At 54.5% G+C, this 12,124-nt stretch carries 13 protein-coding genes; 8 read left to right on the top strand and 5 right to left on the bottom strand.

Annotated features, from left to right (window positions below; translation table 11 throughout):
* Positions 1-9 precede the first annotated feature (9 nt).
* The 4 genes from fimF to FE839_RS15585 are packed head-to-tail and all read left to right on the top strand — an operon-like array spanning position 10 to position 3,495.
* Positions 10-540 carry a type 1 fimbrial adaptor subunit FimF gene (gene fimF, locus FE839_RS15600; RefSeq protein WP_138361722.1) on the top strand — a complete coding sequence of 177 codons (531 nt, stop codon included), beginning with the start codon at positions 10-12 and terminating at the stop codon, positions 538-540.
* A gap of 12 nt (positions 541-552) precedes the next feature.
* On the top strand, positions 553-1,056 hold the full coding sequence (fimG, locus tag FE839_RS15595) for a type 1 fimbrial minor subunit FimG (RefSeq protein ID WP_138361721.1): 504 nt from the start codon (positions 553-555) through the stop codon (positions 1,054-1,056).
* Positions 1,057-1,073: 17 nt separating this feature from the next.
* Positions 1,074-1,979 carry a fimbrial protein gene (locus tag FE839_RS15590; protein WP_138361720.1) on the top strand — a complete coding sequence of 302 codons (906 nt, stop codon included), beginning with the start codon at positions 1,074-1,076 and terminating at the stop codon, positions 1,977-1,979.
* Positions 1,980-2,007: 28 nt separating this feature from the next.
* Complete coding sequence (locus tag FE839_RS15585; protein ID WP_179951938.1) at positions 2,008-3,495, top strand: EAL domain-containing protein; 1,488 nt, start codon at positions 2,008-2,010, stop codon at positions 3,493-3,495.
* On the opposite strand, the gene FE839_RS15580 is transcribed toward FE839_RS15585, so the two are convergent.
* From FE839_RS15580 to FE839_RS15565, 4 genes are all read right to left on the bottom strand, one after another.
* Positions 3,456-3,794 (bottom strand): DUF1869 domain-containing protein, encoded by a 339-nt coding sequence (locus FE839_RS15580; RefSeq protein ID WP_138361719.1) that lies wholly within the window; start codon positions 3,792-3,794, stop codon positions 3,456-3,458. The genes FE839_RS15585 and FE839_RS15580 overlap by 40 nt on opposite strands.
* An 8-nt stretch (positions 3,795-3,802) precedes the next feature.
* On the bottom strand, positions 3,803-4,135 hold the full coding sequence (locus tag FE839_RS15575; RefSeq protein ID WP_138361718.1) for a TehB family protein: 333 nt from the start codon (positions 4,133-4,135) through the stop codon (positions 3,803-3,805).
* 418 nt (positions 4,136-4,553) lie between these two features.
* Positions 4,554-6,479, bottom strand: coding sequence for a putative bifunctional diguanylate cyclase/phosphodiesterase (locus tag FE839_RS15570; protein ID WP_138361717.1), 1,926 nt, complete (start codon positions 6,477-6,479; stop codon positions 4,554-4,556).
* A gap of 10 nt (positions 6,480-6,489) precedes the next feature.
* Positions 6,490-6,987: a putative pterin-binding protein gene (locus FE839_RS15565; protein WP_138361716.1), complete on the bottom strand. Its 498-nt coding sequence runs from the start codon at positions 6,985-6,987 to the stop codon at positions 6,490-6,492.
* Between the two features lie 300 nt (positions 6,988-7,287).
* Between FE839_RS15565 and shiA the strand changes: the two genes are divergently transcribed.
* Together shiA and FE839_RS15555 are read left to right on the top strand one after the other, a co-directional pair.
* Positions 7,288-8,625 carry a shikimate transporter gene (gene shiA, locus FE839_RS15560; RefSeq protein ID WP_138361715.1) on the top strand — a complete coding sequence of 446 codons (1,338 nt, stop codon included), beginning with the start codon at positions 7,288-7,290 and terminating at the stop codon, positions 8,623-8,625.
* Positions 8,626-8,634: 9 nt separating this feature from the next.
* Positions 8,635-9,366 carry a lipoyl protein ligase domain-containing protein gene (locus FE839_RS15555; RefSeq protein WP_138361714.1) on the top strand — a complete coding sequence of 244 codons (732 nt, stop codon included), beginning with the start codon at positions 8,635-8,637 and terminating at the stop codon, positions 9,364-9,366.
* On the opposite strand, the gene FE839_RS15550 is transcribed toward FE839_RS15555, so the two are convergent.
* Positions 9,359-10,276 (bottom strand): LysR family transcriptional regulator, encoded by a 918-nt coding sequence (locus FE839_RS15550; RefSeq protein WP_138361713.1) that lies wholly within the window; start codon positions 10,274-10,276, stop codon positions 9,359-9,361. The genes FE839_RS15555 and FE839_RS15550 overlap by 8 nt on opposite strands.
* A gap of 114 nt (positions 10,277-10,390) precedes the next feature.
* Here FE839_RS15550 and FE839_RS15545 point away from each other — a divergent pair, with 114 nt between their 5' ends.
* Entirely contained in the window at positions 10,391-10,780 is a 390-nt protein-coding gene (locus FE839_RS15545) for a tautomerase family protein (protein ID WP_138361712.1), read from the top strand.
* Positions 10,781-10,953: 173 nt separating this feature from the next.
* Positions 10,954-12,063 carry an adenosylhomocysteinase gene (locus tag FE839_RS15540; RefSeq protein WP_138361711.1) on the top strand — a complete coding sequence of 370 codons (1,110 nt, stop codon included), beginning with the start codon at positions 10,954-10,956 and terminating at the stop codon, positions 12,061-12,063.
* The last annotated feature ends 61 nt before the right edge of the window (positions 12,064-12,124 follow it).

Genomic DNA, 12,124 nt, shown 5'->3' with positions numbered 1-12,124 from the left:
GAAACCCTAATGATGAAAAAAACCTTCTGTCTGTTGATCGCCCTCGTATCACTGGCGATGGCCAACGCCAGCGCGGCGGACAGCACCATCACCATCAGCGGCTACGTGCGGGATAACGCCTGCGCCGTCGCCGGCGAGTCAAAAGATTTTACCGTCGACCTGATGGATAACGCTGCAAAACAGTTCCATGCGGTGGGCGCCTCCACGCCGCTGGTTCCCTTTCGTATTGTGCTGTCTCCCTGCGGCAGTGCAGTCACCGCGGTGAAAGTGGGCTTTACCGGCGTAGCCGACAGCATCAATACCGATCTGCTGGCGCTCGACAGCGGGGCTTCAGCCGCGGCGGGCATTGGCGTGCAAATCCTTGATGGTCAACAGTCGGCGCTGCCGCTCAACGCCGACTCATCGGCCATTCCGTGGACCACGCTGACGCCGGGCCAGAGTAACACGCTGAATTTTTATGCCCGGCTGATGGCCACTCAGGTACCGGTCACCGCCGGGCACGTTAATGCAACCGCCACCTTCACCCTCGAATTTCAGTAACCGGAGACGCTAATGAAATGGACCTGTACCGGATGGCTTCTGGCAGCCATGCTGGCAACCACCCCCCCGGCGCTGCATGCCGCCGACGTCACCATTACCGTTAATGGCAAAGTGGTGGCAAAGCCGTGCACCGTTTCCACCACTAACGCAACCGTCGATCTCGGGGATCTCTACACCTTCAGCCTGGTCTCCGCCGGTTCTTCCTCGGCCTGGCACAGCGTGGCGCTTAACCTGAGCAATTGCCCGGTGGGTACATCGCGGGTCACCGCCAGTTTCAGCGGCACAGCGGACGCTACCGGCTATTACAAAAACCAGGGCACCGCCGGGAATATCCAGCTGGAGCTGCAGGATGACAGCGGCACCACGCTGAACACCGGCGCGACCAAATCGGTGCAGGTGGATGAGGCAACCCAGTCCGCCAGTTTCCCGCTGCAGGTACGCGCGCTGACGGTTAAGGGCGGCGCCACTCAGGGAACCATTCAGGCAGTGATTAACGTCACCTATACCTACGCCTGAACCAGGAGAAATATGTTATGAAAAAGATAATAACTCTGCTGATTACGCTGTTGCTGGGTGGCTGGTCGCTTAGCGCCTGGTCTTTCGCCTGTAAAACCGCCACTGGCGTGACGATCCCCATAGGAGGGGGCACAGCAAACGTTTACGTTAACCTCGCACCAGCAGTCAGCGCCGGACAAAACCTTGTCGTGGATCTCTCGACGCAAATTTTTTGCCATAACGACTATCCGGATACCATAACCGACTATGTGACGTTGCAACGCGGCTCAGCCTACGGCGGTGTGCTATCAAATTTTTCCGGCACAGTTAAATACAACGGTGTCAGCTACCCATTTCCGACCACCAGCGAAACGGCGAGAATAACGTATGATTCCCTCACGGATAAACCGTGGCCAACCATTCTTTATCTGACTCCCGTCAGCACCGCGGGCGGCGTGGCGATCTCTGCTGGTTCATTAATTGCCATATTGATCTTGCGTCAGACCAACAACAAGGATAGCGACGACTTTCAGTTTGTCTGGAACATTTATGCTAATAACGATGTGGTTGTGCCCACCGGAGGCTGTGACGTCTCTGCCCGCGATGTAACGGTAACGCTGCCGGACTATCCTGGCTCAACGGCAATCCCGCTGACGGTTTACTGTGCTCAAAGCCAGAAGCTGGGCTATTACCTCACCGGCACCACAGCAGACGCCGCCAGCACTATCTTTACCAATACCGCGTCGGCCTCGCCCGCCCAGGGAATTGGCGTTCAACTGACGCGCAGCGGCAGCGTCGTTCCCACCAACAGCATGGTGTCGTTAGGTACCGTGGGCAGCTCGGCGGTCAGTCTGGGTTTAACCGCGAACTACGCGCGGACCAGCGGGCAGGTTACGGCAGGTAACGTGCAGTCGATTATCGGGGTGACCTTTGTTTACGAGTAACCCTTCTGCCCCCGACCGCAGCCCGCCAGTGGACTACATTCTGTCACCCTGCGCGCTGGTCGCCGAAGGCGTGGCGCGAATAATAGAGGAAGGGGGAACGCCAGCCATCGTGCTGCCAACTGAAGCCCCCACACTCTTCACCTGCCCGCGCCGCATGGTGGTATATCTGCCCGATGCCCCTGACCTGATGCTCGCAACCCTGCAACAAGCCGCCACATTGCTGGAACAATCCGCAACGCCGTTACCGGTGCTGATCCTTAGCCGCTGCCCGACAAGTTGGCTATGGCACACGCTGTTGCACCAGGTTACGGACTGCCACCGGCTTTCCGCCGTGCGTGCCGTCGCCTCCGATCTGCCGCTCCCTTACCTTTCAGCATTACTGCGGGATGCCCTCTTTGAGGGATATCCATCGCTTGAACAACTGTCAGGCGAAGAGACGCGAATGGGCGGAAAGCGCCCTGCCGGGCTTACCCGGCCTGAGCTGAACGCCACCCTCGGGTTGTTCAACGGATACAGCGCCTTCGAACAGGCAAAACGCCGCGGTATCAGCCATAAAACGCTCTACAATCAAAGAACCGCAGGACTGAAAAAAATGGTGCAACATCACCCTCACATGCGCCCCCGTTTTCCCGGCAGCCAGATAAGAGAACAGAAAAACGCGGCGTTTCCCGCCCTTTCCGCTTTCGAACGCGAATTTGTCCACGCCATTCACAGTCGACACGTTTTCCCGGTCTTTCAGCCCATTACCAGTCAACACCTGCGGCTTCAGGGAATGGAAATCCTCTGTCGCTGGGCGCGCAACGGCGACGTTCTGCTTCCCGGTGATTTTTTACCGCGGATACATTCCGGGTATGCATGGCTGGTACTGACCGCGTTTATGCTCCAGCAGGCGGTACAGCATATCAACCGCTATCCTGGCGAGTTTTATTTCTCGGTGAATATTGCCGCCGCTATCGCCGGTCATGAGAACCTGCTCCCCATGATGGAAACCGCGCGCAAACAGATCCATCAGCCGCGAATGGCAGACAGGCTGGTACTGGAGCTGGCCGAAACCACCGACCTCAACCGTCATAGCAAAGCCAGTGAAAATATTGTCCGGTTACACAAGCACGGTTTCCGTATTATGCTCGATGACTACTTCTCGCAAAGCAGCGTTCTGTTTCCGGTACGCACATGCAGGTTTAGCGCCTACAAGCTGGATATGAGCATCGTGAATGATATGCAGCGCGATCCCCATGCCCTCGCGCTGATTAAGAGCCTGCTTTACTATTGCCAGTTGACCGGCAGCGACTGTATTGCTGAAGGCGTGGACAGCCTGGATAAATTCAATAAACTGAAAGCGCTGGGGATCGCGCATTTTCAGGGATTTTATCTCTCTATGCCCGTGGGCACAGAGGCGATAGCCGGGCTTATACAAAAACTCTCGCCCGGGGTTAATAATCAGTCCAGCGCCGTGATAAACAGTGCGGCACACGATTACCAGCCGCAGACGTTGGTCTCTTCATCAGACTCATAGCCACGAACAATATTAATAAGGTCTTTTACCGCATCAGCCGCCGTTTGCGGTTCCTGAAGCGCGGCCAGGGTAGCAAACTCGCTATCCACCGATACGCCATTATTATTATTCGTGACCGTCAATATAAATCCTTTTTCTTTGGCGTTGTCCGCTGACAGCGTGGAAATAAGCGCTGTCACAGCCTCCACGGCAACATCGGGAATATAAAGCGCCATTGGCTTAAGATACACTTTCTCTTTTTTATCGTTATTATTACAGTTAATAACCGCTAATGAATAACCTCTATTTTCACTGTCCATAATATCCCTCAACCCTCAATCAAAATTGAGGGGTCGACATAAAAATCCACATTAAAAACGGTATCTTCCGTTAACGCCTCAATGCAGTGCCATGTCTCCGGCGGGAAAACGCCAAATTCACCTTCTGCAATCGTCAGGGTGTCCACCGGATCCGGGCTGGTCTCATCAGCATAGCCAAGATAACGTATCGCCCCCCTCATCACCGACAGGCGCGGGTAGACCCCCTGCCGCGTACCGGCATCCAGATGCCGCTTCCAGATTGACGCCGGAGCCGTCTTTGTCGTCCACAGCGGGGTAGTACGTGTATGGACATAGTGGGTTGGAATAATGATTCGCTGCATGATTCTGCCTCTCTCTGCGCACCATCAATACAATCGGAACAAGAATATATGTTGCATATCATATACCCTTTTTAATCCAGAAAGGTATTATTTTTTGGTAAACGTCAATTCTACTCCTGTTTATACCCTAAATTATTCGAGTTGCAGGAAGGCGGCGACGCAGTGAATCCCCGGGAGCGTACTCCAGTACGTGACTGGGGTGAACGAGGAAAGCCAACGCACATGCAACTTGAAGTATGACGGGTATATACTCCATAAGTGTTATATCCGACATACTTTATATTGCATATATATTGACAACGCTCGCACACCGCAGCGAGCATAGCTATCTCTGCTGCCGGGGAATAATTTTATTAATAACAAAAATAATTTTTTTCGCTTTCTGATATATCAGAATCGACTAAAAAGATCAGGCCTATTATTTATTTTCAGACCCGATCAGCGGCTCCGGTTTGCCAATTAAATATCCCTGAACCAAATCGCAGCCTAATACCTGCAATGATTTCAACTGTTCTTCCGTTTCGACGCCCTCAGCCACAATACGCATATGCAGGCTCTTGCCCATACTGATGATCAAACGAACAATATCGAGGTCATCTTTCTGACCCGGGATATTCACGACAAATGAACGATCGATTTTTATCTTATCAAAGGGAAAATAGCTTAAACGTGACAGCGACGAATACCCGGTACCAAAATCATCAATCGAAATTTGCACTCCGAGCGCACGCAGTTGGCTAAGGATCTCCAGCGAACTGGTATTTTCGTTAAACACGTCTGACTCGGTAACCTCCAGATCGAGACGATGCGGATCGAGCCCGGTGCTTTTCAGTATTGAGATAACGGAATCGGTCAGCGAATGGTCAATCATCTGAACAGGTGAAACATTAACCGAAACCTTTAACCGCGATGGCCAACGGGCAGCCGCTTCACAGGCGGTTTTCAGCACCCACTCTCCCAGCGAATTAATCAGGCCGATTTTCTCCGCCACCGGAATAAATTCCGTCGGTGCAACAGTGCCACGCACGGGATGAAACCAGCGAACCAGGGCCTCATAACCGTAAATTTCGCCATTACGCGCATCGGCAATCGGCTGGTAGTAAACCCTGAACTCATCTTTAGCAAGCGCATGTAGCAGATCATCCTCAAAGGATTTATTCTCCTGGAGACGCTCAAGCATACCGGGGCGAAATATCTGCACGTTAGCGGCGCTCTCCTTCTTCGCCTCATACAGCGCCAGATCGGCGCACTTGTACAAATAATCCGTACGACACTCTCCAGTGGAAATCACAATCCCGATGCAGGCATCAATATGGATGAATGAATCGTAAATCTGATACGGCTGGCCGATCTTTTCGCGAATAACGTTCGCCCGTTCCAGGGCCATCTCTTCACTCAAATCATATGAAATCAGCGCAAACTCATCTCCTCCCAGCCGATAAAGCATCTCAGGCGTTTTGCGGAAAAACGAGAGACGGCGCGCTAGATCCTGCAGCAGTTTATCCCCGGCATCATGACCATGGGTATCGTTAACATCTTTGAAATTATCCAGATCGAACAGCATAACCACCGCCGACCCCTTATCGAGCCGCGCCTGGTTGACAATTTCCTGCAAACGCTGCCAGAAAGAGAGTCGGTTGGGCATACCGGTCAACGAATCGTGATAGGCATCGTACTGCAGTCGACGGTTCTGTACCTGTAACGTCTCTTTCGACGCCTGAAGATCGTCCGCCAGCAACTTCATCCGCACATGGGCCCTGCGCAGACTGTTATTTTGCCTTAACATCAATACGCCAAGGGTAATGCTAAGAACAATCAACAGAACAGAAATAACCGAATAGATGTAATACAGATTCTGTATTTTATCATGGGTCAGATTAATCGTATTAATGTCATGAGTCAGCGATATTGATGCCATCGAGGTCATCGGCCCGTCGAGGGTGCTCATCTCCTGCAGAATCGCTTTTAACTGCCCGGGATCCATCGTTTCCAGTTGTTTATCCAGTTTGTTCAGGAGACGAATTAAACTGGCAACCGTCGCCTTACGCTGGGCATCTTTAGCAATAAACTTCCCCAGATCGCCCTGCTGAAGCAGCGGAATCTGGCTCATCATGATCTCAAGGCGCAGGCGTACCTCATCGTGGTTGCTGCCCTCAATCCCCAGTCCCATCGCACTTAGCCGCGCTTCAAGACGCATATACTCTGAGACTATCTGGGAAACGGACCACGAATCCGTATAACGGGTCAATTTTTGCAACTCACTTTGCCGCTCATGTACCAGATAAGTAATGTAACCAGTAACAATAAAAAGTGACAAAATAATAACAGTGAGTATTCGATTCAAGATCAAACCCTTACTCAATGATAATCTTCGAAACCTGCCATACCGATCGGGAATAATAAATCTGATTCTGCAATTCCGGGCTGCTGTCATACGGATAAACAATAAATAAAGGCCCTTTATCGCGAATGCGCATATATTCACCGTTCATTTTTAACGCCAAAACAACCGGGAATTTATAAAAATCGTCCAGCGGGATGACTGAGATATAATCATTAAGCGCCACCACCCTGGCTGACTTGCCTTTAGCGCCAACTAACTTCATGAGTTTATTGAGGGAAATACCATCAAAACGAACCTTTCCTGAATACCATGGCGTGGTTGTCACGACCGTTTCCATACCCAGTTTTTCTAATGTCGCCACATCAAAAATGGCAGTATCACCCTGATTCGTATTCTCAATCTTGCCGGAAATAGTTAAAACGGTTTTACCTGCGGGCACAGGCAGTTTTTCTGCAAATGCGGGAGGCAAAACCATGGCACAAAATAAAACCGCAAAAATTAACCGCATTTAACTCACCATTCCGAAACTGGAGACGCGTTAATTGTAAACCATTTAAGTCATTTGTTAAAAGGCGTCCCTCCCCGATTCAAAAATTAAAATTAAAACAATAAGAGAACGCCGATACTCACCTGCGCGCGGACCGGCAGACCGTTATCCCGCGCAGTCAGGCAGGGGCCAGATCTCGTTATACGCGCAGAGCAGGTAAAAATCTTTTCTCTTGCCCTTCGGCGAGGTAGTCTCACTGCAGCCCTGAATCAGGAAAAAATCTCATTCCAATAATTAAACTCAGCAACAGACAGGACAGCTATGGACTCAACGCTTATTTCTAATCGCCCCGGCAAGGAGGCATATTCACTTAATCGCGCCCGCAGGGCGGCCTGGGGCAGCTTCGCCGGGGCTGTCGTCGACTGGTACGATTTTCTTCTCTATGGCATCACCGCCGCGCTGGTGTTTAACCGGGAGTTTTTTCCGCAGATCGGCCCGGCGATGGGTACCCTTGCCGCCTTTGCTACCTTTGGCGTTGGTTTCCTCTTCCGCCCGCTGGGGGGCATTATCTTCGGCCATTTCGGCGATCGCCTCGGGCGTAAACGCATGCTGATGATGACCGTCTGGATGATGGGGATCGCCACCGCCTGCATCGGTCTGCTGCCCTCATTCAGCCAGATTGGCTGGTGGGCCCCGGTTCTGCTGGTTCTGCTGCGCGCCGTACAGGGATTTGCGGTCGGTGGTGAATGGGGCGGCGCGGCGCTGATGGCGGTTGAAAGCGCCCCCAAAAATAAGAAAGCATTCTACAGCAGCGGCGTACAAGTGGGATACGGCGTCGGGTTACTGCTCTCCACCGGCCTGGTGTCGCTGATAAGCGCCAGCACCACTAACGAACAATTTCTGAGCTGGGGCTGGCGTCTGCCGTTCTTGTTCAGCGTCGTGCTGGTACTGGTGGCGGTGTGGATCCGCAACGGTATGGCGGAATCCGCTGAGTTCGAACAGCAACTGCGCGAACAGCAGCGGCATCCGCAGAAAAAACGCCTGCCGGTGGTGGACGCGCTACGTCGCCATCCCGGCGCGTTTGTATTGATTATCGCCCTGCGCCTGTGCGAACTGCTGACGATGTATATCGTCACGGCTTTCGCCCTCAACTACTCCACGCAGAATCTCGGCCTGCCGCGGGAACTGTTCCTCAATATCGGCCTGTTAGTCGGCGCCATAAGCTGCCTCACTATCCCCTGCTTCGCCTGGCTGGCCGACCGCTTCGGCCGACGCCGCGTCTACATTACCGGCGCATTGATCGGCGCGCTCAGCGGCTTCCCGTTCTTTATGGCCCTTGAAAGCCAGTCATACTTCTGGATCCTGTTCTTCGCGCTGATGCTGGCGAATATCGCTCACGATATGGTGGTTTGCGTCCAGCAGCCAATGTTCACCGAAATGTTTGGCGCCAGCTATCGCTATAGCGGCGCCGGAGTAGGATATCAGGTCGCCAGCGTCGTCGGGGGCGGATTTACGCCATTTATCGCCGCCGCGCTGGTCACCCTTTCCGGGGGCACCTGGCACAGCGTCGCGATCTATTTAACTGCGGGCTGTCTGCTCTCGGCCTTCACCGCAATGCTGATGAAAAAAAGCCGCCACGGCGATATAGACGCAGTTTAAGGAGACAGGATGACTCAGCTTCCCTGCTGGCCGACGCGTTTTGATCACCATTCGTTATCGGTGCAATATTGCGCCGATCCAACGCTGGCTGAGCAACCGCTGCTCGACCGGGCGCGCGCCGGTGACGCTGTCGCTCAGCTCTGGCAGGCCCCGCGGGGGTTTGTGGTGCCCGGAAGCTACCGTAAATTTGCGGCGCTTTCGACGGTGAGCGAGCAGTTTTCCCGTCGGGGATGGCCGATCTGGCTGCGCCGTTCCGGCGGCGGACTGGTGCCGCAGGGACCGGGGATTATCAATCTCAGCCTGGCATGGCCGCTTTATCAGCCGCTGGGAGAAGCCGCAGAGCCGGTTTATCTTTTCCTCTGCGCGCTGCTCCAGCGTACGCTGGCAAGTTTCGGCGTCGCCAGTCATTTCCAGGCAGTCAGCGGTTCATTTTGCGATGGCCGCTATAATCTGGCCTGCGGCGAAGGCGAGCATGCGCGGAAAATCGCCGGTACCGCTCAGTACTGGCGGCCAATGCCGGGCGGTAAAGGGCATGTGGTTCTCGCCCATGCGGTGATATTACTCGACGCCGATCTCCAGGCGGCCCATCTGGCGGCCAACGCTTTTGAGGCCCGGCTCGGCAGCGGCCGGATCTACCGTGCCGATAAAACCGTAACGCTGGCTGAGCTGGCGCCTGCGGCGCCCGCGTTACTTCCTCGCTTTCGCGAGGCGCTGGTGCAACAGTTGCAAAATATCAGCTGAAGGTCGCCTTCAGATAGCGGCTAAAGGTCTCTACCGCCCGCGATACGCGTGGCGCATAGGGGCGAATGACGTAAAGATTTTCGGCAAAGACATCCACCGGTCGCCAGTCCGGCAGCAGTTCCTGCACCAGCCCACGGCCAATCGCCTCTCTGGCGCTGAAATCCGGCAGCAGCGCAATCCCCAACCCCGCCAGTACCGCATCCCGCAGGGATTCGCTATTGTTGGTGGCAAACGGCCCCTGCACCTTCACGCTCACCCGCTCATCGCCACGTTCAAAGGTCCAGTGCGGGCTTTGCGGCCCGCGCGGATAGGTCAGACACTGATGCTGGCGCAATGCCTCAGGCGAGTCCGGGCGGCCAAAGCGGCGAATATAATCCGCCGATGCGACAACCAGCGTCGCCGTCCGGCACAGCGGCCAGGCGACATGCGTTTCCGGCAGCAGTTCACGGCGACAGTGCCGAATGGCGAGGTCAAACCCTTCGCTGGCCAGCGAGATCAGACGGTCAGTGACCTCCAGCTGGAGATGAAGCTGCGGGTGCTGATGCAGAAAGGGCGTGATCGCCGGGACCAGTTGCTGGCGCGAAAATGCTACCGGCGCAGTCAGGCGTAGCGTCCCGCGCAGCGGCCCGCCCTCTTCATCGCAGGTGCCGGTAAAGATCTCACGAATTTGCCCAAAAGGCTCATTAAGCTCCGCCACCAGCCGCAGGCCATCATCGCTGAGGGTGACGCTGCGGGTCGTGCGGTGCACCAGCGTTTTACCGGTCACCCGTTCCAGCTCGCTAATTTTCTGACTAATGGCCGATTTGCTGACCGCCAGCTTTTCTGCGGCGCGGGTATAGCTTTTCTGCTCCTCCAGTACCGTAAGCCAGTACAGATGAGTCCAGTATATTTCAGGACGAATGTCGCTCATATGGATTGTTCACACAGGAAAACAATGAATTCAAATATAGCGGTTTTTACCCGCGTCAGCATTGGTTAGCATCACTTTCAAGAATTATTAACCCGACAATAAGGCGCATCTGCTATGCCATTACTGACATTTGATATCATTGAAGGCCGTACCGAAAGCGAAATCAAAACCCTGCTTGATGCGGCGCACCGGGCTGTCGTGCAGGCATTCAACGTGCCGGCGCGCGATCGCTACCAGATTGTTCACGAAAATAAAGCTCACCATATGATCATTGAAGATACCGGTCTGGGGCTGACGCGGAGTAAAAACGTGGTTGTGGTGAGGGTCTATACCAGCCCACGCAGCGAACAGCAGAAGCAGACTTTTTATGCCGTGCTGCAGGCTGAGCTTCAGGAACACTGCGGGATAAGCGGCGAGGACCTGATGATTTCGGTGATAAGCAACCACAAGGGCGACTGGAGTTTTGCCCACGGCGTTGCACAGTACATCACCGGCGAGCTTTAGGCGGTTTCGTCACTGCGCGCTGGCGTAGCGCCGCGCGCAATTCCTGAAAAGTCACCTTGCCAGCCATCTGAATTCACTCGGTGAATATAATAATTCGCCCGCCTGCCACTCCAGGCTAAACTCACCCTCTTCCACCGGGATTTCCCCACTCTCTGGACTGAAGGTTAAACACATTGAATTACAAAACACACTTAGAAAAAGAAGTGGCATGGGCCTGTCAGAACATGCCGCGCACTCTGCGGCAGGTCGCTGCGCTTCCCGATCTCAGTCAGGTTCGTCTGGCCTGCTGTATGCACCTTGACATGAAAATGATCCCGCTGGTGCAAGGCATTCTGGCAAAGGGAGCCCGGGTTTTCCTCACCACCTGCAACCCAACGACGGTGCAGGATGAGGTGGTTGCCTGGCTGGTGGAACGCGGCGCAGAAGCCTGCGCATGGCGCAATATGAGCGACGCCGACTGGCGACAATCCTGGGAAAAAGCGATTGCCTGGCAACCAACGCACCTGTGTGAAATGGGCGCGGATATTACCACCCTGCTACATCAGCGCGGAGAGTTCGGTAACGTCGTGGCCGGGCTTGAAGCGACCGGCTCCGGCGTCAGTCGCCTGGGTGATATCCGTCCTGGCTATCCCATTTTTAACTGGGATGATTTGCCGGTTAAAGAAGGGCTCCATAACCGTCATATGGTCGGTCTGACCGCCTGGCACACCTTCTTCCAGACGACCCACCTGACCCTGCACGAGAAAAAAGTGCTGGTCATCGGCTATGGTCTGGTCGGCCAGGGCGTCGCGGCGGCGGCTAAAGCTTTCGGCGGTCAGGTAATGGTGGCGGAAATCGACCCGGCGCGGCGATTACAGGCGGCCTACGATGGCTGGCATGTCGTTGAACTACAGCAGGCGATTGCCCTGGCGGATGTCGTCGCCACCGCGACCGGCGGCAAAAAAGTGGTTAATCGCGAGGCGCTGGATAAAACTAAAGATGGGGTCTTTATCCTCAACGTGGGTCACGTGGCGGAGGAGATTGACTGCGGGTATCTGCATCAGTTCAGTCATACCGAGGTGATGCCGTATATTAACGCCTACCGGATGGACAATAAAACCCTGTATCTGATGGCTAACGGTTCGATGCTCAACCTGACAGCCGGTTTTGGCGATAGCCTGAACGCTTTCGATGTCACCCTGGCGGTGATGGCCAGCGGCATTCAGCATATCGTTACCGATGGGATGAACGTGCCAGCGGACGTTTATCTGCTGCCGCAGCGCGTATGGCAAAACGCGCTGTAAGCGTACGCCCGGACAATGCCCCGGAAGCGGCGCCTGACACACCGCATCCGGGCGCGTCTGA

The organism is Klebsiella indica (assembly GCF_005860775.1).
Taxonomy (GTDB): Bacteria; Pseudomonadota; Gammaproteobacteria; order Enterobacterales; family Enterobacteriaceae; genus Klebsiella; species Klebsiella indica.
The sequence above is the reverse complement of the archived record's forward strand: the minus strand, read 5'-3'. Positions and strand labels throughout refer to the sequence as shown.